At 67.0% G+C, this 25187-nt stretch carries 24 protein-coding genes; 13 read left to right on the forward strand and 11 right to left on the reverse strand.

The annotated features are described in order from the left end of the window. The 9 genes from FFS09_RS23575 (at window position 1) to FFS09_RS23615 (ending at window position 8065) form a co-directional block, all read left to right on the forward strand. A complete protein-coding gene (locus FFS09_RS23575; protein WP_137921383.1) occupies window positions 1-1107 on the forward strand; it encodes a carbon-phosphorus lyase complex subunit in 1107 nt (368 codons plus the stop codon). After that, on the forward strand, window positions 1104-2003 hold the full coding sequence (locus tag FFS09_RS23580; protein WP_137921384.1) for an alpha-D-ribose 1-methylphosphonate 5-phosphate C-P-lyase PhnJ: 900 nt from the start codon (window positions 1104-1106) through the stop codon (window positions 2001-2003). Before FFS09_RS23575 ends, FFS09_RS23580 begins: the two co-directional genes overlap by 4 nt. After that, entirely contained in the window at window positions 2000-2797 is a 798-nt protein-coding gene (gene phnK / locus FFS09_RS23585; protein ID WP_137921385.1) for a phosphonate C-P lyase system protein PhnK, read from the forward strand. Before FFS09_RS23580 ends, phnK begins: the two co-directional genes overlap by 4 nt. Then, entirely contained in the window at window positions 2794-3510 is a 717-nt protein-coding gene (gene phnL, locus FFS09_RS23590) for a phosphonate C-P lyase system protein PhnL (protein ID WP_137921386.1), read from the forward strand. Before phnK ends, phnL begins: the two co-directional genes overlap by 4 nt. A 61-nt stretch (window positions 3511-3571) precedes the next feature. Continuing rightward, window positions 3572-4729, forward strand: coding sequence for an alpha-D-ribose 1-methylphosphonate 5-triphosphate diphosphatase (locus tag FFS09_RS23595; protein WP_137921387.1), 1158 nt, complete (start codon window positions 3572-3574; stop codon window positions 4727-4729). An 84-nt stretch (window positions 4730-4813) separates the two neighbouring features. Next, window positions 4814-5677 carry a phosphonate ABC transporter ATP-binding protein gene (gene phnC / locus FFS09_RS23600; protein ID WP_137921388.1) on the forward strand — a complete coding sequence of 288 codons (864 nt, stop codon included), beginning with the start codon at window positions 4814-4816 and terminating at the stop codon, window positions 5675-5677. 61 nt (window positions 5678-5738) lie between these two features. Beyond that, window positions 5739-6683: a phosphonate ABC transporter substrate-binding protein gene (gene phnD, locus FFS09_RS23605; protein WP_137921405.1), complete on the forward strand. Its 945-nt coding sequence runs from the start codon at window positions 5739-5741 to the stop codon at window positions 6681-6683. A gap of 22 nt (window positions 6684-6705) precedes the next feature. Beyond that, window positions 6706-7512: a phosphonate ABC transporter, permease protein PhnE gene (phnE, locus tag FFS09_RS23610; RefSeq protein ID WP_137921389.1), complete on the forward strand. Its 807-nt coding sequence runs from the start codon at window positions 6706-6708 to the stop codon at window positions 7510-7512. Between the two features lies 1 nt (window position 7513). After that, window positions 7514-8065: a phosphonate degradation HD-domain oxygenase gene (locus FFS09_RS23615; RefSeq protein WP_137921390.1), complete on the forward strand. Its 552-nt coding sequence runs from the start codon at window positions 7514-7516 to the stop codon at window positions 8063-8065. A gap of 4 nt (window positions 8066-8069) precedes the next feature. On the opposite strand, the gene FFS09_RS23620 is transcribed toward FFS09_RS23615, so the two are convergent. The 5 genes from FFS09_RS23620 to FFS09_RS23640 are packed head-to-tail and all read right to left on the reverse strand — an operon-like array spanning window position 8070 to window position 14063. After that, complete coding sequence (locus FFS09_RS23620) at window positions 8070-8306, reverse strand: formate dehydrogenase subunit delta (RefSeq protein WP_137921391.1); 237 nt, start codon at window positions 8304-8306, stop codon at window positions 8070-8072. Beyond that, a complete protein-coding gene (gene fdhD, locus FFS09_RS23625; RefSeq protein WP_137921392.1) occupies window positions 8296-9141 on the reverse strand; it encodes a formate dehydrogenase accessory sulfurtransferase FdhD in 846 nt (281 codons plus the stop codon). Before fdhD ends, FFS09_RS23620 begins: the two co-directional genes overlap by 11 nt. After that, a complete protein-coding gene (gene fdhF / locus FFS09_RS23630; RefSeq protein ID WP_137921393.1) occupies window positions 9138-12017 on the reverse strand; it encodes a formate dehydrogenase subunit alpha in 2880 nt (959 codons plus the stop codon). The genes fdhD and fdhF overlap by 4 nt, the downstream gene beginning before the upstream one ends. Window positions 12018-12027: 10 nt before the next feature. Continuing rightward, window positions 12028-13587 carry a formate dehydrogenase beta subunit gene (locus FFS09_RS23635; protein WP_137921394.1) on the reverse strand — a complete coding sequence of 520 codons (1560 nt, stop codon included), beginning with the start codon at window positions 13585-13587 and terminating at the stop codon, window positions 12028-12030. Continuing rightward, window positions 13584-14063 (reverse strand): formate dehydrogenase subunit gamma, encoded by a 480-nt coding sequence (locus FFS09_RS23640; RefSeq protein WP_137921395.1) that lies wholly within the window; start codon window positions 14061-14063, stop codon window positions 13584-13586. The genes FFS09_RS23635 and FFS09_RS23640 overlap by 4 nt, the downstream gene beginning before the upstream one ends. A 132-nt stretch (window positions 14064-14195) precedes the next feature. Here FFS09_RS23640 and FFS09_RS23645 point away from each other — a divergent pair, with 132 nt between their 5' ends. Next, a complete protein-coding gene (locus tag FFS09_RS23645; RefSeq protein ID WP_137921396.1) occupies window positions 14196-15326 on the forward strand; it encodes a substrate-binding domain-containing protein in 1131 nt (376 codons plus the stop codon). A 26-nt stretch (window positions 15327-15352) separates the two neighbouring features. Here the strand turns inward: FFS09_RS23645 and FFS09_RS23650 are convergent, their stop codons facing one another. Then, on the reverse strand, window positions 15353-16264 hold the full coding sequence (locus FFS09_RS23650) for a glutaminase (protein ID WP_137921397.1): 912 nt from the start codon (window positions 16262-16264) through the stop codon (window positions 15353-15355). A 79-nt stretch (window positions 16265-16343) separates the two neighbouring features. After that, on the reverse strand, window positions 16344-17900 hold the full coding sequence (locus FFS09_RS23655) for an AMP-binding protein (RefSeq protein ID WP_137921398.1): 1557 nt from the start codon (window positions 17898-17900) through the stop codon (window positions 16344-16346). A 213-nt stretch (window positions 17901-18113) separates the two neighbouring features. Here FFS09_RS23655 and FFS09_RS23660 point away from each other — a divergent pair, with 213 nt between their 5' ends. Next, window positions 18114-19088 carry a Bug family tripartite tricarboxylate transporter substrate binding protein gene (locus FFS09_RS23660; protein WP_171020155.1) on the forward strand — a complete coding sequence of 325 codons (975 nt, stop codon included), beginning with the start codon at window positions 18114-18116 and terminating at the stop codon, window positions 19086-19088. Between the two features lie 3 nt (window positions 19089-19091). On the opposite strand, the gene FFS09_RS23665 is transcribed toward FFS09_RS23660, so the two are convergent. Beyond that, window positions 19092-19997 carry a LysR family transcriptional regulator gene (locus FFS09_RS23665; RefSeq protein ID WP_171020156.1) on the reverse strand — a complete coding sequence of 302 codons (906 nt, stop codon included), beginning with the start codon at window positions 19995-19997 and terminating at the stop codon, window positions 19092-19094. Window positions 19998-20091: 94 nt separating this feature from the next. Between FFS09_RS23665 and FFS09_RS23670 the strand changes: the two genes are divergently transcribed. Both FFS09_RS23670 and FFS09_RS23675 read left to right on the forward strand, forming a co-directional pair. After that, entirely contained in the window at window positions 20092-21255 is a 1164-nt protein-coding gene (locus tag FFS09_RS23670; RefSeq protein WP_502703755.1) for an acyl-CoA dehydrogenase family protein, read from the forward strand. A gap of 62 nt (window positions 21256-21317) precedes the next feature. Continuing rightward, entirely contained in the window at window positions 21318-22481 is a 1164-nt protein-coding gene (locus tag FFS09_RS23675) for a CaiB/BaiF CoA transferase family protein (protein ID WP_252374495.1), read from the forward strand. Window positions 22482-22493: 12 nt separating this feature from the next. On the opposite strand, the gene FFS09_RS23680 is transcribed toward FFS09_RS23675, so the two are convergent. The 3 genes from FFS09_RS23680 to FFS09_RS23690 form a co-directional block, all read right to left on the reverse strand. Then, on the reverse strand, window positions 22494-23330 hold the full coding sequence (locus FFS09_RS23680) for a universal stress protein (RefSeq protein ID WP_137921402.1): 837 nt from the start codon (window positions 23328-23330) through the stop codon (window positions 22494-22496). 84 nt (window positions 23331-23414) lie between these two features. Continuing rightward, entirely contained in the window at window positions 23415-23816 is a 402-nt protein-coding gene (locus tag FFS09_RS23685; RefSeq protein ID WP_137921403.1) for a GreA/GreB family elongation factor, read from the reverse strand. Between the two features lie 353 nt (window positions 23817-24169). Further along, the coding region (locus FFS09_RS23690) for a serine/threonine protein kinase (RefSeq protein WP_137921404.1) at window positions 24170-25187 on the reverse strand (1018 nt) is incomplete at its 5' end.

Here is a 25187-nt window from a genome sequence, read left to right on the forward strand (position 1 = left end):
ATGTACGTGGCCGTCAAAGGCGGTGAAGCCGCCATTCTCAACAGCTACAAGCTGCTCGACCAGCAACGCCGCGGCGACACCGCCCAGCCCGAACTGAGCGTCGCGCAGATCCAGACCCAGCTCAAGCTCGCGGTGGACCGTGTGATGACCGAAGGCTCGGTCTGCGACCCCGAGCTCGCGGCACTCGCCATCAAGCAGGCCAGCGGCGACCTGGTGGAAGCCATCTTCCTGCTGCGCGCCTACCGCGCCACGCTGCCGCGCCTGGGCAGCACCGAGCCGCTGGACACCGCGCAGATGCAGCTCGACCGCCGCATCTCCGCCACCTTCAAGGACCTGCCCGGTGGCCAGGTGCTCGGCCCGACCTACGACTACACGCAGCGCCTGCTCGACTTCACGCTGCTGGCCCAGGCGCAGGGCGCCGACCTCCCGGCGGGCGACGCGGCATCGCCTCAAGGCGAGTCCGTGCCGCGCGTGGTGGACCTGTTGAACCAGGAGGGTCTGATCGAGCGCCACCCGCGCCCCGAGAGCGACCCCGCACCGAAGGACCTCACGCGCGAGCCGCTGCGCTTTCCCGCCAGCCGCGCCACGCGCCTGCAAAACCTGGCGCGCGGCGACGAAGGTTTTCTGCTGTCGATGGCGTACTCGACGCAGCGCGGCTACGCGCACTCGCACCCCTTCGTGGGCGAGCTGCGGCTGGGCCGTGTGGCGCTGGAGGTGGTGCCCGAGGAACTGAATTTCCCGATCTCCATCGGCGACATCGAGATCACCGAATGCGAGATGGTGAACCAGTTCGCCGGCAGCAAACACGAGCCACCGCAATTCACGCGCGGCTACGGCCTGGCCTTCGGGCACAGCGAGCGCAAGGCCATGGCCATGAGCCTGGTCGACCGCGCGCTGCGCGCCGACGAACTGGGCGAGGCCATCGAGTCGCCCGCGCAGATGCAGGAATTCGTGCTCTCGCACAGCGACAGCCTCGAAGCCTCCGGCTTCGTGCAGCACTTGAAGCTGCCCCATTACGTCGACTTCCAGGCCGAGCTGGAGCTGGTGCGCAAGATGCGCGCCCAGCCCACCGCGCCCACCCACGACACACAGGAGGAGCGCGCATGAACGCCCCGATCGAATCCCCTTTCATCGCCGAGACCGAGGCGGCCCACGTCGAGGCCGGCGTGAACTTCGCCTACCTCGACGAACGCACCAAGCGCATGATCCGCCGCGCCATCCTCAAGGCCATCGCCATTCCCGGCTACCAGGTGCCGTTCGGCTCGCGCGAGATGCCGCTGCCGTATGGCTGGGGCACGGGCGGCATCCAGGTCACGGCGGCCGTGATCGGGCCCGACGACACGCTCAAGGTGATTGACCAGGGCTCGGACGACACGGTCAACGCGGTCAACATCCGCCGCTTCTTCCAGCGCACCGCGGGTGTGCGGACGACCACGCGCACCCCCGAGGCCACGGTGATCCAGACGCGCCACCGTATTCCGGAAATTCCGCTCACCGAAGGGCAGGTCATCGTCTACCAGGTGCCGGTGCCCGAACCGATGCAGCGGCTGGAGCCGCGCGAGACCGAGACGCGCACGCTGCACGGCCTGGCCGAGTACGGGCTGATGCACGTGAAGCTGTACGAGGACATCGCGCGCTACGGCCACATCGCCACCACCTACGACTACCCGGTGATGGTGAACCGGCGCTACATCATGGCGCCCTCGCCGATCCCGAAGTTCGACAACCCCAAGATGCACATGAACCCGGCCCTGCAGCTGTTCGGCGCGGGCCGCGAGAAGCGCATCTACGCGGTGCCGCCTTACACCGAAGTCGAGAGCCTGGGCTTCGAGGACCACCCGTTCGAGATCCAGAAATGGGACGCCGTCTGCGCGCTCTGCGGCGCGGACGATTCCTTCCTCGACGAGGTGATCACCGACAACGCCGGCCAGCGCATGCACGTGTGCTCGGACTCCGATTACTGCCAGACGCGGCAGGTCGCTTGCACGAAGGACGTCCAATGAACCTGCAGAACCTTCACACCGACCCCACGCCCCTGCTGCGCGTGCGCAACGTGGCCAAGCGCTACGGCGACCGCGTGGCGCTGCACAGCGCCTCCTTCGACCTCTGGCCCGGCGAGGTGCTCGCCATCGTCGGCGAATCCGGCTCGGGCAAGAGCACGCTGCTCAACGCGATTGCCGCGCGCAGCCGGCCCGACGCGGGCAGCGTCGAGTTCCTCGGCCGCGACGGCCAGCTGCAGGACATCCACGCCATGAGCGAAGCGCAGCAGCGCCTGCTCGCGCGCACCGACTGGGGCTTCGTGCACCAGAACCCGGCCGATGGCCTGCGCATGGACGTGTCGGCCGGCGCCAACGTGGGCGAACGCCTGATGGGCCTGGGCGAGCGCCACTACGGCCGCCTGCGCTGCCAGGCCGAAGAGTGGCTGCAGCGCGTGGAGATCGACGCCATCCGCATCGACGACGCGCCGCGCACCTTCTCCGGCGGCATGCGCCAGCGCCTGCAGATCGCGCGCAACCTGGTGACGCAACCGCGCCTGGTGTTCATGGACGAACCCACCTCGGGCCTGGACGTGTCGGTGCAGGCGCGCCTGCTCGACCTGTTGCGCGGCTTGACACAGCAGATGCAGCTCGCGGTGGTGATCGTCACGCACGACCTCGCCGTGGCCCGCCTGCTGGCACACCGCATGGCGGTGATGCAGCGCGGCGAGATCGTCGAGACCGGCCTGACCGACCAGGTGCTCGACGACCCGCAACACCCCTACACCCAGCTTCTTGTTTCTTCGGTACTGCAACCATGAACACCGCCGCACTTCAATTCCAGGGGGTGAGCAAGAGCTTTACCCTGCACCACCAGCACGGCGCCGAACTGCGCGTGCTGCAAGCCGTCGACCTGCGCGTCGACCCGGGCGAATGCGTGGTGCTCGATGGCCCTTCGGGCATGGGCAAGAGCACGCTGCTCAAGCTGGTCTACGCCAACTACCGCGCCAGCAGCGGCCAGATCACCGTGAACGCACCGCAGCGCGACGCGATCGACGTGACCACCGCCACACCCCGTGCGCTGGTGCAGATGCGGCGCCACACCGTGGGCTACGTGAGCCAGTTCCTGCGCGTGATCCCGCGCGTGTCCGCGCTCGACGTGGTGGCCGAGCCCTTGCTCGAAGACGCTGCCGACGACGCGGCGCGCGATACCGCGCGGGAGCAGGCGCGCCAGTGGCTGCAGCGCCTCCGCATTCCCGAACGGCTGTGGCAGCTGCCACCCGCCACTTTCTCGGGTGGTGAGCAGCAGCGCATCAACATCGCACGCAACATGATCAAGCCGCGCCCGGTGCTGCTGCTCGACGAGCCCACGGCCTCGCTCGATGCGGCCAACACCCAGACCGTGATCGAGCTGATCCGCGAAGCGGTGGCGCGCGGCGCCGCCGTGATGGGCATCTTCCACGACGCCCATGTGGGCGACGCCGTGGCCACCCGCCGCGTCAACGTGGCCGAATTTCGGGGAGTTCGCGCATGAGCGCCGCACGGCCGTTCCGAAGGCGCTCAGTCCCGCAGCGCATCGCGCGGAGGGTAGTCCAATGAGCCACGACATCGTGTTCAACAACGCCCGCGTGGTCCTGCCCGACGCGGTGCACCACGGCAGCGTCTCGGTGAAGCGCGGCCGCATCCACGACGTGAACGGCCATGGCACCGGCGTGACCGGCACCGTCGACCTGGAGGGTGACTACCTCATGCCCGGCCTGGTGGAGATGCACACCGACAACCTGGAACGCCACCTCATGCCGCGGCCCAAGGTGCAGTGGGCCGAGATGCCGGCGCTGATGGCGCACGACGCCGAGGTGGTCGCGGCCGGCATCACCACCGTGTTCGACGCCCTCGGCGTGGGTGACGCCGACCCCGACAGCCTGCGCGGCAGCACCTGGCACAAACTGCTGGGCACGCTGGAAGACTGCGCGCGCGGCGAGATGCTGCGCGCCGATCACCACCTGCACGTGCGCTGCGAACTGCCGGCGCCCAACACCATCGACCTGTTCGAGCCGTTCAAGGGCCACGAGCGCCTGTCGCTGATCTCGCTGATGGACCACACACCGGGCCAGCGCCAGTGGGAGAACATCGAACACGCGCGCGTCTATTTCACCGGCAAGAAGGGCTGGAGCGGCGAGAAGTTCGAGCGCCAGGTGGCGCATTCGGAAGAACTGCAGGCGCAGTACGCCGAACCGCACCGCGCCTACTTCGTGGACTACTGCCGCGCGCACGGTATCGCACTCGCCAGCCACGACGACACCACCGTCGCGCATGTGGAACAGGCCCACACCGAAGGTGCCAGCATGTCGGAGTTTCCGACCACGCTCGCCGCGGCGCAGGCGGCGCACCAGCGCGGCCTGCTCACCGTGATGGGCGGGCCCAACGTGGTGCGCGGCGGCTCGCATTCGGGCAACGTGGCCGCCGCCGACCTGGCGCGCCACGGCGTGCTCGACATCCTCTCGTCCGACTATGTGCCGGGCAGCCTGCTGAGCGCGATGCTGCGGTTGGTGAAGGACGGCATCACACCCTTGCCGCAAGCGGTCGCCATGGTGAGCCTGAACCCCGCGCGCGCCACGGGCCTGCACGACCGCGGCGCGATCGCGCCCGACCTGCGTGCCGACCTCATCCAGGTGCGCGTGGTGAACCTGCCCGACGGCAGCCAGCAAGGGGTGGTGCGCGGTGTGTGGCGCGAAGGCCGGCGCGTGATGTGACCCTAAAGTTTCCCGAGAGCGTCAAGAAACTGTCACAGCTTCTCCCGACACTGCTTGTATAGACATCTTGAACGGACGAACACCATGACGCTGAGCATCCGCCACCTCGACAAACATTTCGCCAACGGCAAGCACGCGCTGCGCGACATCAACCTGGAAATCGCCCAAGGCGAGATGGTGGCGCTGATCGGCGCCTCCGGCTCGGGCAAGTCCACCTTGCTGCGCCACATCGCCGGCCTCATGCCGGCCGACGCGGGCAGCCAGGCCTGCATCGAGATCGACGGGCGCTGCGTGCAACGCGGCGGCGCCATCCAGAGCGACGTGCGCCACATCCGCTCGCAAGTGGGCTTCGTGTTCCAGCAGTTCAACCTGGTCGATCGCCTGCCGGTGCTGGTCAACGTGCTCGTGGGCCGCCTGCACCGCATGCCGTGGTGGCGCAGCTGGTTCCAGCTTTTCAACCGACAGGAACGCGCGCTGGCGCTGGAAGCGCTGGACCGCGTGGGCATCGCCGACTGCCACGCGCAGCGCGCCTCCACGCTCTCGGGCGGACAACAACAACGCGCCGCGATCGCGCGCACGCTGGTGCAGGGCGCGCGCGTGGTGCTGGCCGACGAACCGATCGCCTCGCTCGACCCCGAGGCCTCGCGCAACGTCATGGAGATGCTCGCGCGCATCAACCGCGAAGACGGCAGCACGGTGGTGGTCTCGTTGCACCAGGTCGACATGGCCAAGCGCTTCTGCCGCCGCGTGATCGCGCTGCACCAGGGCCGCGTGGTGTACGACGGCCCGGCCAGCCAACTCTCCACCGCGCTGCTGCGCGATCTCTACGGCATGCAGGCCGACGAAATTCTGAACGGCAGCGAGTTCATCCACGGTGGCACCGTGGTTCCCATGAATCCACCCATTCCTGCCCCCGCCTGGCACCAGCCGGTGGCGCACGCCGCCTGAGCCTGGCGCATCTTTTTCTCCCAACCCTTCACATCCATCAGGAGCGTTCTCCATGTTTCCCATGTTCAAACATTCCGTCGCCGCTTTGGCCCTGGGCCTCGGCCTGGCCACCGCGCAGGCCCAGGACATCAACTTCGGCATCATCTCCACCGAGTCCACGCAGAACCTCAAGGCCGACTGGCAGCCCTTGCTGGAAGACATGGAGAAGCAGACCGGCCTGAAGGTCAAGGCCTTCTTCGCGCCCGACTACGCCGGCATCATCGAAGGCATGCGCTTTGCCAAGGTGCAGGTGGCCTGGCTGGGCAACAAGTCGGCGATGGAGGCCGTGGACCGCGCCAACGGCGAGGTGTTCGCGCAGATGGTCAACGCCGATGGCACGCAGGGCTACTACTCGCACCTGGTGGTGAACGCCGAGAGCCCGCTGAACAACCTCGATGACGTGCTCAAGAACGGCAAGTCGCTGAGCTTCGGCAACGGCGACCCGAACTCCACCAGCGGCTTCCTGGTGCCCGGCTTCTACGTCTTCGCGCAGAACAAGATCGACGCCAAGACGCATTTCAAGATCGTGCGCAGCGCGAACCACGAAACCAACGCGCTGGCCGCGGCCAACAAGCAGGTCGACGTCGCCGTGACCAACAGCGAGACCATGGACAAGCTGGTCGAGCGCCAGCCCGAGAAGTTCAAGATGATCAAGATCGTCTGGACCTCGCCGCTGATTCCGCTGGACCCGCTGGTGATGCACAAGGGTCTGCCGGAGGCCACCAAGACCAAGCTCAAGAACTTCTTCTACAACTACGCCAAGACCGATGCCCGCGAGAAGGACATCGTGATGAAGATCTCCAAGCTCTCGGGCTTCAAGCCGTCCACCAACGACCAGCTCAAGCCGATCCGCCAGCTCGACCTGTTCGCCAAGCGCAACAAGATCGAAGCCGACGCGACGATGGCCGAGGCCGACAAGAAGGCCCAGATGGCGCAGATCGATCAGCAGATCGCGTTGCTGAAGTAAACGATTCCGTCGGCCATCCCCCATGACCACGCTCTCTTCGTCCAAATGGCTGGTGGCTGCCGAGAACGCCTCACCGAAACACGGCCTGCTCTGGTACCTGTCCTGGGGCGCGCTGCTGGCGCTGCTCGCGGCCTCGTGGCAGGGCGCCGACATGCGGCCGCTCGCGCTCATCAGCGACTCGGGCAACATGGCGGCCTACGCGTCGGAGTTCTTCCCGCCCAACTTCGCGGACTGGCGCATCTACGTGCACGAGATGGTCATCACGCTGCAGATTGCGCTGTGGGGCACCGCACTGGCCGTGCTCACCGCGATCCCGCTGTCGCTGCTGGCCTCGAGCAACATCGTGCCGTGGTGGGTGTACCAGCCGGTGCGCCGCCTGCTCGACGCGTTCCGCGCGATCAACGAGGTGGTGTTCGCCATGCTCTTCGTGGTGGCCGTGGGCCTGGGCCCGTTCGCGGGTGTGCTGGCGTTGTGGATCCACACGGCGGGCACGCTGGCCAAGCTGTTCTCCGAAGCGGTGGAGGCGATCGACCCGCAGCCGGTCGAAGGCATCCGCTCCACCGGCGCGTCGGCGCTGCACGAAATCGTCTACGGCGTGATCCCGCAGGTCATGCCGCTGTGGATCTCGTACACGCTCTACCGCTTTGAGGCGAACGTGCGCTCGGCCTCGGTGGTGGGCATGGTGGGCGCGGGCGGCATCGGCGTGGTGCTGTGGGAAATCATCCGCGGCTTCCAGTACGCCGAGACCTGCGCCGTGATGATCATCATCATCGTGACCGTCACCGCGATCGACATGATCTCGGCGCGCATTCGCCAGGTGGCGGTCTGACATGGCACTGAGTCTGAACGACATCGTCCTGCTGCTGCAGACCCGCGGCGAAGCGCAGTACGGCCAGGAAGCGGTGAGCCAGTTGCAGCACGCGCTGCAGTGCGCTCACCTGGCCGAGACGGCGGGCGAACGGCCCGAGGTGGTCGTGGCCGCCTTGCTGCACGACCTGGGGCATTTGCTGGCCGCCGAACAGGCCGCGTCGGCCGAGCCACCGCCCGACCAGGACGACCTGCACCAGTTCATGGCCCTGCCATTTCTGCGCGGCGTGTTCCCCGACAGCGTGCTCGCGCCGATCCGCCTGCACGTGGATGCCAAGCGCTACCTGTGCCTGATCGAAGCGGGTTACTGGACGCGGCTATCACCCGCGTCCAAGGCCAGCCTGGAACAGCAGGGCGGCATTTTCACCACCGCGCAGGGCGAGGCGTTTGCGCGCGTGCCCCATTCGCTCAGCGCGGTGCGCCTGCGGCGCTACGACGACCTGGCCAAGGTGCCGGGCCAGGCCGTGCCCGACCTGGGGCACTACCGGACCGTGATGGAGAGCGTGGCCTTGTAGGCCTTCAGCTCGCGGAGACGATCGAGGCCCGCCGCGTGTGGATCGCTTGCGCGACCAGCGGGCTGAGACCCGAGCTGTCTCCCGCGCGATCGGCGTGTTCCAGCAACAGCGTGCGCATGCGCGGCTCCCAGTAGCGCTTCAGGTGCGTCGCGATGCCGTCCAGCGCTTCTTCCTGGTCGGGCATCGACTCGAAGAATTCGCCGATGCGGTTGGCCATCTGAACCAGGTTGTCAATGTCCATGGGCTTGAGCTTGAAGAGGCAATGAAAAGCGTTCGGGGAAGGTATAGACCACGCAGTCGTCGCCGCGCACAAAGCCGGCGAGGGCAACGCCCAGGTCTTGCGCGGTGCGCACGGCGAGGGCGGTCGGGGCTGAGACGGCCGACAACAGACCGACGCCGATCGCAGCCGTCTTCTGCACCATTTCAAAACTGGCGCGGCTGGTGATGGTGACGAAGCCGTCGCTAGCATCCTCACCGGCGCGCAGCATGGCGCCAATCAATTTGTCCAGCGCGTTGTGGCGGCCCACGTCTTCGCGAACGAGGCGGACCGCGCCATCTCGTGCGCACCAGGCGGCGGCATGGGTGGCCCCGGTGAGGTGTTGCATGGCTTGCCGGGTTTGCAGTTCGCGTTGGGCCAAGGCCAAGGCAGCGATGGCCACGGAGGTTGGTTGTACGCGTGGCAGCTCGCGCCGCACCTGTGCCAGGCTGTCGGTGCCACACAGGCCGCAGCCGGTGCGGCCCGCCATGGTGCGCCGCCGTTCCTTCAGGCGCCATTCGCAGGCAGCGGCCACTTCCAGCCGAAGTTCAATGCCGCCTTCGACCGGTTGCGCTTCCACGCCGTAGAGCTCCCCGGGCGATTCGAGCAATCCCTCGGTGATCGAGAATCCGAGCGCAAAGTCTTCGAGGTCTTCGGGGCTGGCGAGCATGACGGCGTGCGACACGCCGTTGAACACCAGCGCAACGGGAGCTTCGTCGGCGATCCAGTCGGTGCGCGGCGTGGCTTGCGCGTGGCGCCATTCGGTCACCTGCGCAGCGCACACGCCCTGCGGGACCGCGCCGACATCCAGAGGTTTCACTTGCCGGTCACCATTTCGACGTTGCGTGCCTGCGCGAGCAAGTCCAGCTGCTGCTCGTTGAACGCCGCGTAGTCGCGCTGCCAGTCGGATGGCTGCATCACCTTGGTCACCTGCACCGCGGTCACTTTGTACTCGGGACAGTTGGTGGCCCAGTCGGAGTTGTCCGTCGTGATGACGTTGGCGCCCGACTCGGGGAAGTGGAAGGTGGTGTAGACCACGCCGGGCTGCATGCGTTCGCTTATCTGCGCGCGCAGCACGGTATGGCCCGCGCGGCTGGCAATGCCCACCCAGTCGCCTTCCTGCACGCCACGCTCTTCGGCATCGTGCGGATGCAGTTCGAGCCGGTCTTCTTCGTGCCACTGGTTGTTGTCGGTGCGCCGCGTCTGCGCCCCCACGTTGTACTGCGACAGCACACGGCCGGTGGTGAGCAGCAGGGGGAAACGCTTGGTGATTTTCTCTTGCGTGGGCACGTACTGGGTGTTGAAGAACTTGCCCTTGCCGCGCACGAAACCGTCGACGTGCATCAACGCTGTGCCGGCTTCGTCCGTGCTCTCGTTGCAAGGCCATTGCACGCTGCCCAGCCGGTCGATCTTCTCGTACGACACGCCCGCGAAGCTCGGTGTGAGCGAGGCGATCTCTTCCATGATCTGCTCGGGGTGGTCGTAGTGCATCGGGTAGCCCAGCGCGTTCGCCAGCTTCACCGTGACCTCCCAGTCGGCCAGGCCCGGGATCGGTGGCATGGCCTGGCGCACGCGGCTGATGCGCCGTTCGGCGTTGGTGAAGGTGCCGTCTTTTTCCAGGAAGCTGGTGCCCGGCAGCAGCACGTGTGCGTACTTCGCGGTTTCGTTGAGGAAGATGTCCTGCACCACGATGCATTCCATGGCGGACAGCGCGGCGGCCACGTGCTGCGTGTTGGGATCGCTCTGCACGATGTCTTCGCCCTGGCAGTACAGGCCCAGGAAGCTGCCGCCCAGCGCCGCGTCGAACATGTTCGGAATGCGCAGCCCGGGCTCGGGGCTGATGTCCACGCCCCAGGCCGCTTCGAACTGGCTGCGCACCGTGGTGTCGCTGATGTGGCGGTAGCCCGGCAGCTCGTGTGGGAAGCTGCCCATGTCGCAGCTGCCTTGCACGTTGTTCTGGCCGCGCAGCGGGTTCACGCCCACGCCTTCGCGGCCCACCATGCCGCAGGCCATGGCCAGGTTGGCGATGCCGATCACCATGGTCGAACCTTGCGCGTGTTCGGTCACGCCGAGGCCGTAGTAGATGGCGGAGTTCGGGCCGCTGGCGTAGAGGCGGGCGGCTGCGCGCACGTCGGTCGCAGGCACGCCGGTGACGGCCTCGAACGCCTCGGGCGAGTTCTCCGGCAGCGCCACGAAGGCGCGCCAGTGGTTGAAGCTCTTGGTGTCGCAGCGTTCCTGCACGAAAGCCTCGTTCACCAGCCCTTCGGTGACGACCACGTGCGCCATGGCCGTGATCATGGCCACGTTGGTGCCGGGGCGCAGCGCCAGGTGGTGCTGCGCGCGAATGTGCGGCGATTCGACCAGCTCGATGCGGCGTGGGTCGACCACCACCAGTTGCGCGCCTTCGCGAATGCGCCGCTTCATGCGCGAGGCAAACACCGGGTGCGCGTCGGTCGGGTTGGCGCCGATGACGAGGATGACGTCGGCCTCCTCCACGCTCTTGAAGGTCTGCGTGCCGGCCGACGTGCCGTAGGTTTGCCCCAGGCCGTAGCCGGTCGGCGAGTGGCACACGCGCGCGCAGGTGTCGACGTTGTTGGTGCCGAACGCGGCGCGCACCAGCTTTTGCACGAGGTAGGTTTCTTCGTTGGTGCAACGGCTGGAGGTGATGCCACCAACCGCGTCTTTGCCGTGCTTGGCCTGGATGCGTTTGAACTCGCTGGCGGCGTGGTTGATGGCCTCGTCCCACGACACTTCCTGCCACGGGTCGGTGATCTTCGCGCGGATCATGGGCTTGGTGATGCGGTCGTTGTGCGTGGCGTAGCCCCAGGCGAAGCGCCCCTTCACACAGCTGTGGCCTTCGTTGGCTTTGCCGTCTTTCCACGGCACCATGCGCACCACCGTGTTGCCTTTCATCTCGGCTTTGAAGCCGCAGCCGACACCGCAGTACGCGCAGGTGGTGAGCACGCTGTGTTCGCCCTGGCCGAGTTCGATGACGCTCTTCTCGCTCAGCGTGGCGGTCGGGCAGGCTTCGACGCAGGCGCCGCAGCTCACGCAATCGCTCTCCATGAACGGCTGGTCCTGGCCCGCCGACACGTGGCTGTCGAAGCCGCGGCCGGAGATCGTCAGCGCGAAGGTGCCCTGCGTTTCCTCGCAGGCGCGCACGCAGCGGTTGCAGACGATGCACTTGCTCGGGTCGAACGTGAAGTACGGGTTGGACTCGTCCTTCTTCGCGTCGGTGTGGTGCTTGCCAGCGGCCGCGCCGACCCCATAACGAACGTTGCGCAGGCCCGTCACGCCGGCCATGTCCTGCAGCTCGCAGTTGCCGTTGGCGCTGCAGGTCAGGCAGTCCAGTGGGTGGTCGCTGATGTAGAGCTCCATCACGCCCTTGCGCAGCTCCTGCAGCTTGGGGGTTTGCGTGCGCACGACCATGCCGGCTTCGACGGGCGTGGTGCACGAAGCGGGGAAGCCCTTGCGGCCTTCGACCTCCACCAGGCACAGGCGGCAGGAACCGAAGGGCTCCAGGCTGTCGGTGGCGCAGAGCTTGGGCACCTGCACGCCCGCGTCCGCGGCGGCGCGCATCAGCGACGTGCCTTCCGGCACGCTGACGGCGCTGCCGTCGATGGTCAGGGTGACGGTCTTCGCGGACACGCGCTGGGGCGTGCCGCGGTCGATCTCGACTTTCAGGTATTGCAGCATCGGGGTGTCCTCAAGCGGCTTTCTCGGTCGGCGCCGCGATGCCGAAGTCTTCGGGGTAGTGGTCCAGCGCGGAGAGCACGGGGTAGGGCGTCATGCCGCCCATGGCGCACAGGCTTCCGTGGACCATGGTGTCGCAGAGATCGCGCAACAAGTGCACCTGTTGTGGCCGGTTCTCGCCGCTCACGATGCGGTCGATGACTTCCACGCCGCGCGTGCTGCCGATGCGGCAGGGCGTGCACTTGCCGCAGCTCTCCAGTGCGCAGAATTCCATGGCGTAGCGCGCGAGCCGGGCCATGTCGGCCGTGTCGTCGTGCACCACGATGCCGCCATGCCCGACCACGCCGCCGAACGCTGCATACGCTTCGTAGTCCAGCGGCTCGTCCCACTTCGATGGGGGCACATAGGTGCCCAGGGGGCCGCCCACCTGGATGGCCTTGACCGGCCGGCCACTGCGCGTGCCGCCGCCAAAGTCGAACACGAGCTCGCGCAGCGTGAGGCCAAAGGCTTTTTCGACCAGGCCGCCGTGCAGTATGTTGCCCGCCAGCTGGAAGGGCAGGGTGCCGCGCGAGCGGCCCATGCCGTAGTCCTTGTAGAAGTCCGCGCCGCGCGCCAGGATCACCGGCACGCTGGCGAAGGTGATGACGTTGTTGATGACGGTCGGTTTCCCGAACAGGCCCGAGAGCGCGGGCAGCGGCGGCTTGGCGCGCACGATGCCGCGCTTGCCCTCGATGCTCTCCAGCATCGCGGTTTCTTCGCCGCACACATAGGCGCCGGCGGCCATGCGCACCTCGAGGTGGAAAGCCTTGCCGGAGGCGCAGACGTTGTCGCCGAGGTAGCCCGCTTGCGTCGCGCGTTCGATCGCCTGGCGCATCGTCGCCACGGCGTGCGGGTACTCGGAGCGGATGTAGACCACGCCCCGCGTGGCACCCGTCGCCACGGCCGCAATCGCCATGCCCTCGATCAGCATGAAGGGGTCGCCCTCCATCGTCATGCGGTCGCTGTAGGTGCCCGAATCGCCTTCGTCGGCGTTGCACACGATGTATTTCTGCGCGGCCGGGGCCTGCAGCACCGTGCGCCATTTGATGCCGGCCGGAAACGCCGCGCCGCCGCGGCCCCGCAGGCCCGCGTCCAGCACGTCCTGCACGATCGCCATGGGTTCCATGCCCAGGGCGCGCCTGAGGCCCGACCAACCTTCATGGGCTTCGTAGGCGGCCAGCGACAGCGGTTCGGTGACGCCCATGCGCGCGAAGGTCAGGCGTTCCTGCTTCGCGAGGAAGGGCAGTTGATCGACGGGGCCCAGGCACAGGGGGTGTGCGCCGCCGCGCAGGCAGTCGGCGTCGAGCAGGCTCTTCACGTCCTCGGCCTGCACCGGTCCGTAGGCCACGCGTCCCCGTGGCGTGTCGACTTCCACCAGCGGTTCCAGCCAGAACATGCCGCGCGAGCTGTTGCGCATGAGCGCCACGTCAAGGGAGCGGGTCGCCGCTTCGGTGGCGATGGCCTGCGCGACTTCGTCCGCGCCCACGGCCAAGGCGGCGGAGTCGCACGGGACCCAGACCTTGAAGGGCTTCATGGCGCCACCCCCGCGCTGGCCAGAATGCCATCGAGTTTTTCCGGGGTCAGGCGTGCGTACACGCGCCCGTTGATCTGGGCAGAAGGGGAGGACGCGCACAAGCCCAGGCAATACACCGGCTCCAGGGTGACGGCGCCGTCGGCCCGGGTCTGGTGCATCTCGCAGCCCAGCCGGCGTTGCGCGTGCGCGGCCAGTTCGTTCGCGCCACAGGCGATGCAGGCCTCGGCCTGGCACAGCTGCACCACGTGGCGCCCGGGCGCGGCCGTGCGGAAGTGGTGGTAGTAGGTCAGCACGCCATGCACCTCGGCGCGCGAGAGGTTCGTGGCCTGGGCCAACACCTCCACCGCCTCGGCGGGCACATGGCCCAGCGCGTCCTGCACGGCGTGCAGGGCGGGCAACAGGCCGCCCGGGACGTGTCGGTGTTCGTCGGCGATGCGACGGACCAGTGCGGCGGGGTCTTGCGGGGCAACGTTCATGGTGGGGTTCATATAGGCTTCAGAAGTCATATTCTTGACTCTCTTGTCTGCGGATATTGACCGCAATGTTCCAATGACGCAATATGCGCCAACCCTTGATTTAATAGGCTTTTAAAAGCCTATTTGAAAACCATGATTCGTGTCTCTATCGGCCTGGAATGGTCCATCGCCGCCCCGCAGGGCAATCCGCTGGGCATGAAAGTGGTCGATCTGCTGGTGAAGGTCGACGAGCAGGGCAGCCTGGCCCAGGCCTGTTCGGTCTGCGGCGTGTCCTACCGCTATGCGTGGACGCTGATCCGGGACGCGGAACAGGTGTTTGGCCAGCCCTTGCTCACCATGTCGCGCGGGCGCGGTTCGGAGCTCACCGTGCTCGGCGCGCGGCTGGTGTGGGCGCACCGCCGCATCCAGGCGCGCTTGACGCCGCTGCTGGACTCCCTCGCGTCCGAAGTGGGCGCGGAGATCGAACGCGTGGTCTCCCCGCAACCGGCGCAACTGCGCATCCATGCCAGCCACGGCTTCGCGGTGCAGCTTCTGCATGTGTCCTTGAACCGCCAGGGGCTGGCGCACGAGCTCAAGTACTGCGGCATGGCCGAGGCCCTGGAGGCGCTGGCGCAAGGCGAATGCGATATCGCGGGCTTCCATGTGCCCATTGGCGAGTTCGCGCCGGCGGCCATCGCGCATTTCGGGCCCGCCCTGCAAGACCCCGAGTTGCGCGTCATCCGGCTGGCGACGCGGCGGCAGGGGCTGATGACCTTGCCCGGCAACCCCAAGAAGATCTACAGCATCGACGACCTCGCGCGACCCGAGGTGCGGTACGTCAACCGCCAGCCCGGCTCGGGCACCCGTTTCCTGTTCGACCAGATGCTCAAGCGCCAAGGCATGGCCGCCGCCAAGGTGCGGGGCTATGACCAATACGAGTACACCCACGCCGCGGTGGCCGCCTTCGTGGCCAGTGGCATGGCCGATGCGGGCATGGGCGTGGAGCCGCCCGCGCGGCAGTTCAAGCTGGAGTTCATCCCGCTGCAGCAGGAGTCCTACTTCCTGCTCTGCCGCGCGGACCAGCTGGGCACGCCGAACGTCCTGCAATTCCTGGAGGTGCTTCGCAGCGCGGAGTTCCAGCGGGACGTGAATGGCCTGCCGGGTTACTCCCTCGACCGCATGGGCGATGTGCAGACGGTGGTAGAGGCGCTGCCGCCGTTCAAGGCGTGGCAGCAGAACCGCGGCCGGCCTGCGGTGACCGCTTCATCGGCCGAGCAGGGCTGAGGACGCCCAGGCGCGAGGACCCGCGGTCAGAACACCGACAGGCCGGTCCTGGACGTGAAGAGTTCCAGCGCCCGCATGCCCAACAGCGAATTGCCGGTCGCGTCCAGCGCGGGTGACCACACGCACAGGCTCAGGTGGTCGGGCACCACGGCCACGATGCCGCCGCCCACGCCACTCTTGCACGGCAGGCCGATGCGGAAGGCGAACTCGCCGGCCGCGTCGTAGGTGCCACACGTCAGCATCAGCGCGTTGATGCGGCGCGTCTGGCGCTCGGTCAGCACGGGCTCGCCGTTGAACGGGTGCCGGCCGTCGCGGCACAGGAAGCCGGTGGCCCGCGCCAGCTGCAGGCAGGTCATGCGCACCGCGCAGTGGTGGAAGTAGGCCTCCAGCACCGGCGCGACGCCGTTGTCGATCTTGCCGAAACTCTTCATGAAGTTGGCCAGCGCGATGTTGCGAAAGCCGGTCGCCGCTTCCGAGGCCGCCACTTCCTCGTCGAAGTGCACCGGCTCGTTGCACAGGCTGGAGACCAGCGCCAGCATGGCCGCCTTGGCGTCACCCTGGCTCACCAGCCGGTCGGTGACGGCGATCGCACCGGCGTTGATGAAGGGATTGCGCGGCGTGCCTTGTTCGGCTTCGAGCTGCACCAGCGAGTTGAACGGATTGCCCGAGGGCTCGCGACCGATGCGCTCCCACAAGGTCTCGCCCATGGCGCGCATGCCCAGGGTCAAGGCGAAGACCTTGGAGATGCTCTGGATCGAGAACGGCGTGGCGCAGGCACCGGCCTGCGCTTCCTCGCCGTCGCAGGTGCGCAGGGCGATGCCGAACTGCGCCGCTGGCACCCGCGCCAGCGCGGGGATGTAGTTGGCCACCTGGCCCTGCGCGCCGAGCTCGGGGCGCAGGGTGTTCACGATGTCTTCGAGGATGGACTGGAATTGCATGGCCGCATTGTTGACCAGCCGCCACGAGGCACCGCCGGCGCCACCCCGTTCGACCGCGTTCGGGGCAGGCCTTCTGTCCTCATGAAACGCGGCGGCTGTGCCCCACCCAGTAGCGCTCGCGGAGTTCCTTGCGGGACAGTTTGCCATTGGCGTTCTTCGGCAGTTCCTGGACGAAGTCGACGGACCGCGGTTTCTTGAAGTCCGCCAGGAACCCGCGACAGTGGTCCACCAGTGCTTCGGCCGCCACCGTGTGCCCTTCGCGCAGCACGACCACCGCCTTGATGGCTTCGCCCCAGGTCGCGTCCGGCACGCCGACGACGCAGGCCTCATAGATCGCGGGGTGCCGGTACAGCACTTGCTCGACTTCCGTCGGGTAAACGTTGAACCCGCCCGAGATGATCATTTCCTTCTTGCGGTCCACGATGGAGATGTAGCCGTTCGGGTCCATGCGCGCGAGGTCTCCGGTGTGCAGCCAGCCGTCGACCAATGTGCTGGCGCTGATCTCGGGTTCGCGCCAGTAGCCGGCGAACACGTCGGGCCCCTTGATGAGGATCTCGCCGATCTCGCCCTGGGCCACTTCCTGGCCCGCGTCGTTCACGAGGCGCAGTTGCGCCTCGCCGAAGGTGCGCCCGCAGGACAGCAGCAGGTCCTCCCGCCCTTCTTCGATGGCGATGCGGTGGTCCTCTGCGTTGAGAATGACCAGTCCACCTGTGGTTTCGCCCGCGCCATAGCCCTGGGACAACACCGGCCCGAAGATCTTCCAGGCTTCCTTGATGCGCGAAGGCGCAATCGGAGCGGAGCCGTAGGTGACGTCGCGCAGCGAGCCGAGATCAAAATCGCCGACACGGGGGTGTGCCACGATCATGTTGATCATGGTCGGCACCAGGAAGCAGGCCGTCACGCGGTGCTTCTCGACCGACGCGAGAAAGGCTTCGGCGTCGAAGCGCTCGTGCAGCAGGATGGTGCCGCCCTGGTACAGGAACGGCTGGATGAACATGCCGCTGGCGTGGGTGATGGGGCCGACCAGTGCCAGCACGTCGCCCGGTTTTGCGCGCATGCGACCCATGATGACCTTGCGCAGCGACGCCATGCGGTTGCCCACGGTCTGCATGGCGGCCTTCAGCTTGCCGGTGGACCCCGAGGTGAAATGCAGCACGGCCAGATCGTCCATGGCCATCTCGACGTCGGGCGAGGTGGTCGCCGCCTGGGCCAGCAGGGCCTCGTAGTCGAGAAACCCCTCATGCGAACCGTCGATGGCCACGAAGCGCTCGACCTCGGGCAACTGCGGCACCAGCTTGGCCACCTCGGCCAGGTGAGCGGGGCCGACGAGCAGGATCCTGGCTTGTGCGTTGTTGACCGTCTCCACGGTTTCAGCGGGTGACAGCCGCGCGTTGAGCGCGACCTTCACCAGGCCGGCCTTGTACATCGCGCATTCGAATTCGATCAGCTCGGGCCGGTTGTACGACTGGATCGCCACGCGGTCGCCCTTGCGCGCGCCCAAGGCGATCAGGGCGTTGGCCAGGCGGTTGGAACGTTCGTCGAGCTGGCGGTAGCTGATGGCCTGATCGCGAAACAGGATGGCCGTGTTCTCGGGCCAGTAACGTGCGCTGCGGGTGACAAAACGACCTTGGTTCATGCGAAGACCTCTCGACAGAAAATGAAGATGGCGGATGCTAGGACCCGTGGCGGGCCGATCCGATAAGGTTTCTGCGTGTCCCGATGCCGCGCGGGAATGGACCCTGGCCATAACGTCGCGGCATCGGATTTCTTCGTTCCGGAATGGCGCTTCTCTTGCGGCGATCGGACAATTTCGCTTCACCGCACAACCCACCCTGGAGACACACATCCCATGTTGAAAATTCGATCGATGCTGAGCGGTCTCGTGGCCGGCCTGCTCGCCATCAGTGCACCCGCCCAAGCCCAGGCCCGCTATCCGGACCGCCCCGTCAAGCTGGTGGTGCCTTTCAGCGCGGGCGGCCAGTTCGACATGGTGGCCCGCATGCTCGCGCAGTTCGCGAGCGGCGAACTGCACCAGTCCGTGATCGTGGAAAACGTCACCGGCAGCGGCGGCAACATTGGCGCGGCCAAGGTGGCGAACGCCACGCCGGATGGCTACACCCTGTTGCTGCTGGGGGGCAACCACACCATCGCCAAGACGCTCTACGCCAAGCCGGGCTTCGACGTCGCGAAGGATTTTTCGCCCGTCTCCATGGTCAGCATCACGCCGCACGTCGTGCTGGTGAATGCGGCCTTGCCCATCCACTCCATGGCCGAGCTGGTGCAATACGCGAAGAAGAACCCGGGCAAGCTGAGCTATGCCACCCCTGGCATGGGGACCTCGATGCACCTCACCTTCGAGATGATCAAGTCGAACTACGGCCTGGACATCCTGCACGTTCCCTACCGTGGTGGCGCCAATGCGCTCACCGACCTGGCCGCTGGCCAGGTCAACCTGGGCATCGTGGGGATCGCGCCGGCACAGGAGTTCATCAAGGCCGGGCGCGTGCGGGCCATTGCCATCACCAGCAAGGCGCGGTCGCTGGCTTTGCCGAATGTGCCGGCGCTGCAGGAAGTCGGTTATCCCGAGCTGAATGCCGGTAGCTGGCTGGGTGTGGCCGGGCCGCAGGGCATGTCGGCCGACATCGTCGCGCGCTGGCAGGCGGTGGTGCGTGCCTTCCAGGAAGACCCGGCCAACCGCAAGCGCATGGAGGAGATGGGCTTTCGTGTCGAGCCGAACACGCCGGCCCAGTTCCAGAGGTTCATCCTCGCCGAGACGGAGACCTACGGCAAGGTCGTGCGCGACAACAAGATCAGCGCCGACTGAAGCTTAGACCGGCGCCGCGCCAGGGACCTCCCGGCGCAGCAACTCCAGGAGCCGCTCGGCGAGCGGCGACAGGTACGCCCCACGCCGTGTGGTGATGCCGATGGTGCGGGGCCATACCGCTTCCGCCAAGCCCAGCGGCACCAGGTTCGCACCCACCGGCTTGGACAGCAACGACGTGGCCATCACCGTCAGCAGATCGGTGGAGCGCACCACGCTGGTCAGCGAAATGATGGATGAGTTCGACTCCACCACCACGTTCGGTGGTGGCAGGTCGTGTTCGGCAAAACGCGCCTCGATCGAGCGGCGTGCCGCCACCGCAGGCCCGGGAAGAATCCACGAGGCGTTGGCCAGATCGGCGAAGTTCAGGCGGGGGGCGAGCAGGAGCGGGTGGCCCTCGCGTGCCACCACCTGCAGGTCGTCGCGGAACAAGGGCTGCTGCACGAACTCGGGCCCGTCGTTGGACGACAGGGCGCTGATGGCCAGGTCGAGATCCCCGAACTGCAGGGCGGCCAGCAATTGGTCGTTGAGGCCGATGGTGACCTTCACCCGCGCCGCGGGCCGCTGCTGCAGCAGCGCTGCGCAGGCACTGCCGAAAAAAAGCTCCGAGTAGGTCGGGGCCACGCCCACGCGCACCAGACCGACCCGCCCCAGATGCAAGTCATTGGCCTCGCGAATCGCGTTGTCCAGACTCGCGCGCACGTGCCGTGCGCGCTGGTAGAACGCCTGCCCCGGCGTGGTGAGCGCCATGCCCGTGGCGGTGCGTTCGAACAACTGCAACTGCAACTCGCTCTCCAGCCGTTGAATGCCTTTGCTCAGCGCCGGTTGGCTCTGGCCCAGATTCACCGAGGCGCGCCCTACATGGCCGGTTTCCGCCACCGCGAGAAAGTAGTTGAGGTCTTCGATGCGCACGTCATTCCAGTCGGTTATCGGATCACGCGGTTTGCCGATCGCGTTGCAGGGCAAGCATCTCCATGATCGGTGGCCTGTACTTCACCCACACACCATCATGAACCATTCCACGCACACCGACCTGGCCAGCATCCGCGAAAAACTCCGCCATTACCTGGTGGAGGAACTGATCCCTTTCGAGAAGTCTCAGGGCATCTCCTACGAAGATCAACTGTCGCGCGACTTCGCGAAGACCATCTGGAAGCGCTCGCGGGAGTTGGGATTTTATGGTCTGCAGCTGCCCGTCGAGCTCGGTGGCATCGGTCTGAGCGTGAGCGACCTGTGTGTGCTCAAGGACGACGTGGCGGCCTCCGGCGCGATCCTCTCACCCCATGTGCTGGGCGACTGGGGTGGCCCCTCGCGCATCGGCAATCTCGTCAACGTCGCCACGCCGTACCAGATCGAGAACTACATGCTGCCCGTGGCCCGAGGCGAGAAGGGCGCGTGCTTCGCGATGACGGAAACGCATTCGGGCTCCGATGCCACCAGCATCCAGACCCGCGCGGTGCGCGATGGCGATCACTACATCATCTCCGGGCACAAGCACTACATCACCGCCTCGGCCTTCGCCGATGTCGCGGTGGTGATGTGCGTGACCGATCCGGACAAAGGCGCGGATGGCATCTCGGCCATCCTCGTGGACCTCGACGCTCCAGGCGTGTCGCTCTCGTACGACTATCTGCCGATGACGGGCCAGCACGTCGACGCCGACATTCATTTCGACAACGTGCGCGTGCCGCGCGCCAACCTGCTGGGCGAGGAAGGTTCCGGCTTCAAGATCGCGATGGCGCGCGTCAACGTGAACCGCCTGCTGCATTGCCCCAACATGATCGGCCTGGCGCGCATGGCCTACCGCATGTCGCTGGACTATGCCAGCCAGCGTCGGCAGTTCGGTGGCCCCATCAGCCGCTTCCAGGCCATCCAGCACATGCTGGCGGACATGGCGACCGGCCTCTATGCCTGCGAAGGCATGGTGAAGGCCGCCGCCCTCATGGCCGATCGGGGCGAAGACGTGCGCAAGGAAGCCGCGATGTGCAAGCTGTTCGTGTCCGAGAAGTGCTTCGAGATCGCGGACAAGGCGGTGCAGATCCACGGCAACGTGGGCGTCACCAAGAACCACCCGGTCGAGTTCGCCTTCCGGCGGCTGCGGCTCTACCGCATCGTGACCGGCACCAGCGAGATCCAGCGCAACACCATCGCCAAGGCGGTGCTGGCATGAGGCGCCGCACGGCCGCTCCGAAGGCGCTCAGCCCCGCAGCGCATCGCGCGGAGGGTAGTCCAGTGAACGCCGCCGCACCCATGCCCACATGCCTCACCGGGCTGGTCGTGCTGGACCTCGGTCAACTGCACCCGGGGCCCCACACCGCCATGTTGTTGCAGCAACTCGGCGCGACCGTGATCAAGGTCGAGCGCCCCGAGGTCGGGGACTCGGGCCGCGCGCTGGGCAGCGACACCTTTGCCAAGTACAACCGAGGCAAGCTGTCGATCGCACTGGACCTGAAAAGCGAAGCCGATCGCAAGGTGTTGCTGGATCTCGCGCGGCGCAGCCATGCCCTGATCGAAGGATTCCGTCCCGGTGTGATGGATCGATTGGGCGTGGGCCATGCGCAATTGAAAGCGGTGAACCCGGCGCTGGTGATGTGCTCCATCTCGGGCTTCGGGCAGACCGGCCCCTACGCACAGCGGCCGGGGCATGACCTGAACTACCTGGCTCTGGCGGGCTACTGGGCGGTGCCTTCACAGGTGCAGGACCACACCGGGCGCCCCAACGTGCGCCTCGCGGACTACTGCGGCTCCATGTACGCCGCGCTGTCGCTCGTGGTGGCCATGATGACCGCGCGCCAGACGGGGGTGGGGCAGCATCTGGATGTGTCGCTGCACGACGCCGTCACGGCATGGACGCTGCACGGCATCGACGCCATGGTGCGCAAGACGGGCAAGGACGTCGGGCAGATGGGCCACGTGATGGCGGACAACGACCTGTTCGCCACGGCCGATGGCCGCTTCATCGCCCTCGGCATTCTGGAAGAAAAATTCTGGGAAAACCTGCGCGCCTTGCTGGCGCCCGATTTCCCCGCCTTGGCGTCCATGGACTACGAAACCCGCGCCAGGCGCATGCGCAACAAGCGGGCGCTGAACACGCTGTTGCGCTCGGTGTTCTTGCAGCGAAGTCTTGCGCAATGGGCCGCGTGCTTTGGCGATGCGGATATTCCCTGGTCTCCCGTGCTTGAGTACGACGAGGTGTTGCAGGACCCGCATGTGGTCGCACGGGCGGTCTCTTCCGCTTCGGCAGAGGACGGCGGCCGCGTCGTCGGCTTTCCGGTGAAGTTCTCGTCGGGCCTTTCCCCTCAAGACCCGACGGCGCCCGGTCTGGACGGCGACCGTCAAACGATTCTGGATTGGCTGGCGTCGGACCGAGCACTGCCGGCAACCGCCCGCGGGTGATGCGGCGGGCCTTCAGCGCCGTGCTTCGAGCGGCGCCACGAGCACATCGCTCTGCGCCCACTTTGCCAGGCGTTGGGCCACGCTGCCGGTCACCAGGCGTTCCAGGGTGGAGCTTTTGCGTCGACCCACGACGACCAGCTCGGCCTGGGTGGCGTGCTGGTGCAGTGCGGCGGCGTAGGCCGGGTCGCCATTGCCAATTTCATACGCGAATGCGGGGTGTTGTTCTTCCAGTGCGCCGACGAGTTGCGAGAGGCGGTCTCTCGCGTGCAGGCGCGAGCCGATGCGGTGGGCCTGGATCGATTCGAACGACGCGTCGGCCATGCGCAGCCGGGAGTCTTCAATGGTGTCGATCGCGTGGAACAGCCGCAGTTCGGAGGTCTTGCAGAACCGACGGCCGATGTCGATCAGCTTCGTGGACAGCGGCGACAGGTCGATCGCCACCAGCACCCGTTCGTACACGCTGGCGGGCTCGCGCTTGACCACCAGCAGCGGGCACATGCTGCCGTGCACGGCCTGGTCGAGCGTGGTCCCGCGGTGGAATTTTTTCCAGTTGCGGTGCGTCAAAGGCCCCATGACCAGCAGGTCCGCCGTGCGCGCTTCGGTCAACACGTCATCGATCGAGCACGTTTTCTGCACCGTGTGCACCGTCGCGTGGGTGCGCCGGGCGAGTTGGCGGGCGCGTTGTTCCAGGCGCGCGATCGGGTCGCTCAGGAAGGGGTGGCGCTCTTCCGCGTAGAAAACCAACCGCAACGTGGCCCGGTGTTGCTGGGCCAGCAGCGCTGCGCGTTCCAGCGCATGCTCGGAGTTCGTGGTGAAGTCGGAGACGGCAAGAATGGAGTTGAAATTCATGAGACAGATCCTGGACGTGCGAAAGCCCGCCCTGTGGCATGCCGCCTGCAGGGACGCTATCGGTGGTGAACGAAGAGGTGCGAACTACGTGGTGTAGTCGCCGCTGGCTTCAGGCTGGAACAACAGCTCGAGGATTTCGGCCGCGCAGTGGTCCCCGTTCGGGGTTTGCCAACGCGCGATGGCGCCCACGCGCTGCCCGATGAGGCTCGCGCCCACGGGTGACAGCACCGAGATGAAGCCCACGTGGGGCTCCGCATCGCCGGGGTAGCACAGGGTGAGTTTCTGCTGCTTGCCGGTCTGCAGGTCGGCGACGATGACTTGCGAGTACATCGTGACGACGTCGGCGGGGATCGCTTGCGAAGGAACCTGCTCCAGCGATTCCAGGGTATCGAGCAGGTCGGGCGAGACTTGCCCGTTGGGCAGGTTTCTCAGGCGGGCGAAGTCGAGCTCGGTGAGCAGACGTTCGCTGTCCAGGGTCTTTTGCATGTGGCACTCCAACATGGGCGGACACGACGCACACAGGCGACGGCCGCGATCGCGCGGGGCTTGGGCCCGGCGATAGATGGATGCGCAAAAAGGAGGGAAGGGGTATCGCCGGGCTTAGGAATGTGCGGCCGGCTGGCGCAGTCCCGCCGAGCCCATCAGCTTGCGACCGGCCACAGTGTCGCCGGCCAGGAGGGCCAGGCGCGCGCTGAGTCGTGCAGTGTGAATGGGGTGGTGGAAGGCCATGCCCGCAGTGTAGGCTTTCCGGGCGGCGCGCGGGTGGTCTGGCGCGAGTGTCGCACTGAAGCCAGGGGTATTGCGTGGCACCGCACAGGCCTGGCGCGCGATGGCCGGCCTCAAGCCATCAACGGCGCATTCTGCATTTCCCCGATCTGCTCCACCAGCATGTCGACCTGGCCTTGCCAGTAGTCGCGGGTGCCGAACCAGGGGAAGTTGATCGGGAAGGCCGGGTCGTCCCAGCGGCGCGCGACCCACGCGCTGTAGTGGATCAGGCGCAGCGTGCGCAGCGGTTCGATCAGCGCCAGTTCGCGCCGGTCGAAAGGGCGGAACTGTTCGTAGCCGTCGACCAGCGCGCCGAGTTGTTGCGTCTGCTGGCGGCGGTCGCCCGAGAGCAGCATCCAGAGGTCTTGCACGGCCGGGCCGGTGCGCGCGTCGTCCAGGTCCACGAAGTGCGGGCCGGCGCCGGGTTGGCCTTCGGGGGTCCAGAGGATGTTGCCAGGGTGGCAGTCGCCGTGCAGGCGGATGCACTGGATGCCGTCTTCATCTGCCGGTGCGTCGGGCCTGAGAACGGGGTGCGCTTCGATCAGCGCCAGTGCTTCTTCCAGCGCCGCGGCCCAGGCCGTGCGCACCTCGGGGGCGACGGCGGCGTGCTCCATCAACCAGTCGCGCGGCTCGTGTGCGAACGCGGCGGCATCGAGGGCCGGGCGCACCACGAACGGCCGCGCCGCGCCCACGCTGTGGATGCGCGCGAGAAAGCGGCCGATCCATTCGAGCACCTCGAAGTTGTCCAGCTCCGGGCGGCGGCCGCCGCGCCGTGGGCTCACGGCAAAGGTGAAGCCGCCGAAGTGGTGCAGGGTCTGGCCTTGCACGCGCAGCGGTGGCACGGCCGGGATTTCGGCGGCGGCGAGTTCCTCGGCAAACGCATGCTCTTCGGCAATCTGCGCGTCGCTCCAGCGCCCGGGGCGGTAGAACTTGGCCACCACCTGGTCCACACCGTCCACGGGCGATTCGAGGTGGATCTGGTAGACCCGGTTCTCGAAGCTGTTGAGCGCGCTCATGCGCCCGTCGCCCCACAGGCCGATGTGGGCCAGCGCGTCCTGCACCACGTCGGGGGTGAGGGCGCTGTAGGGGTGG

This window comes from Hydrogenophaga sp. 2FB (assembly GCF_005503365.1).
In the GTDB taxonomy this organism is placed as follows: Bacteria; Pseudomonadota; Gammaproteobacteria; order Burkholderiales; family Burkholderiaceae_C; genus Hydrogenophaga.

Bases quoted from the DNA above. Each gene is read 5' to 3' on its own strand.
- FFS09_RS23575 (WP_137921383.1), top strand. From the start codon at position 1: ATGTACGTGGCCGTCAAAGGCGGTGAAGCCGCCATTCTCAACAGCTAC.
- FFS09_RS23580 (WP_137921384.1), top strand. From the start codon at position 1,104: ATGAACGCCCCGATCGAATCCCCTTTCATCGCCGAGACCGAGGCGGCC.
- phnK (WP_137921385.1), top strand. From the start codon at position 2,000: ATGAACCTGCAGAACCTTCACACCGACCCCACGCCCCTGCTGCGCGTG.
- phnL (WP_137921386.1), top strand. From the start codon at position 2,794: ATGAACACCGCCGCACTTCAATTCCAGGGGGTGAGCAAGAGCTTTACC.
- FFS09_RS23595 (WP_137921387.1), top strand. From the start codon at position 3,572: ATGAGCCACGACATCGTGTTCAACAACGCCCGCGTGGTCCTGCCCGAC.
- phnC (WP_137921388.1), top strand. From the start codon at position 4,814: ATGACGCTGAGCATCCGCCACCTCGACAAACATTTCGCCAACGGCAAG.
- phnD (WP_137921405.1), top strand. From the start codon at position 5,739: ATGTTCAAACATTCCGTCGCCGCTTTGGCCCTGGGCCTCGGCCTGGCC.
- phnE (WP_137921389.1), top strand. From the start codon at position 6,706: ATGACCACGCTCTCTTCGTCCAAATGGCTGGTGGCTGCCGAGAACGCC.
- FFS09_RS23615 (WP_137921390.1), top strand. From the start codon at position 7,514: ATGGCACTGAGTCTGAACGACATCGTCCTGCTGCTGCAGACCCGCGGC.
- FFS09_RS23620 (WP_137921391.1), bottom strand. From the start codon at position 8,306: ATGGACATTGACAACCTGGTTCAGATGGCCAACCGCATCGGCGAATTC.
- fdhF (WP_137921393.1), bottom strand. From the start codon at position 12,017: ATGCTGCAATACCTGAAAGTCGAGATCGACCGCGGCACGCCCCAGCGC.
- FFS09_RS23635 (WP_137921394.1), bottom strand. From the start codon at position 13,587: ATGAAGCCCTTCAAGGTCTGGGTCCCGTGCGACTCCGCCGCCTTGGCC.
- FFS09_RS23640 (WP_137921395.1), bottom strand. From the start codon at position 14,063: ATGAACGTTGCCCCGCAAGACCCCGCCGCACTGGTCCGTCGCATCGCC.
- FFS09_RS23645 (WP_137921396.1), top strand. From the start codon at position 14,196: ATGATTCGTGTCTCTATCGGCCTGGAATGGTCCATCGCCGCCCCGCAG.
- FFS09_RS23650 (WP_137921397.1), bottom strand. From the start codon at position 16,264: ATGCAATTCCAGTCCATCCTCGAAGACATCGTGAACACCCTGCGCCCC.
- FFS09_RS23655 (WP_137921398.1), bottom strand. From the start codon at position 17,900: ATGAACCAAGGTCGTTTTGTCACCCGCAGCGCACGTTACTGGCCCGAG.
- FFS09_RS23660 (WP_171020155.1), top strand. From the start codon at position 18,114: ATGTTGAAAATTCGATCGATGCTGAGCGGTCTCGTGGCCGGCCTGCTC.
- FFS09_RS23680 (WP_137921402.1), bottom strand. From the start codon at position 23,330: ATGAATTTCAACTCCATTCTTGCCGTCTCCGACTTCACCACGAACTCC.
- FFS09_RS23685 (WP_137921403.1), bottom strand. From the start codon at position 23,816: ATGCAAAAGACCCTGGACAGCGAACGTCTGCTCACCGAGCTCGACTTC.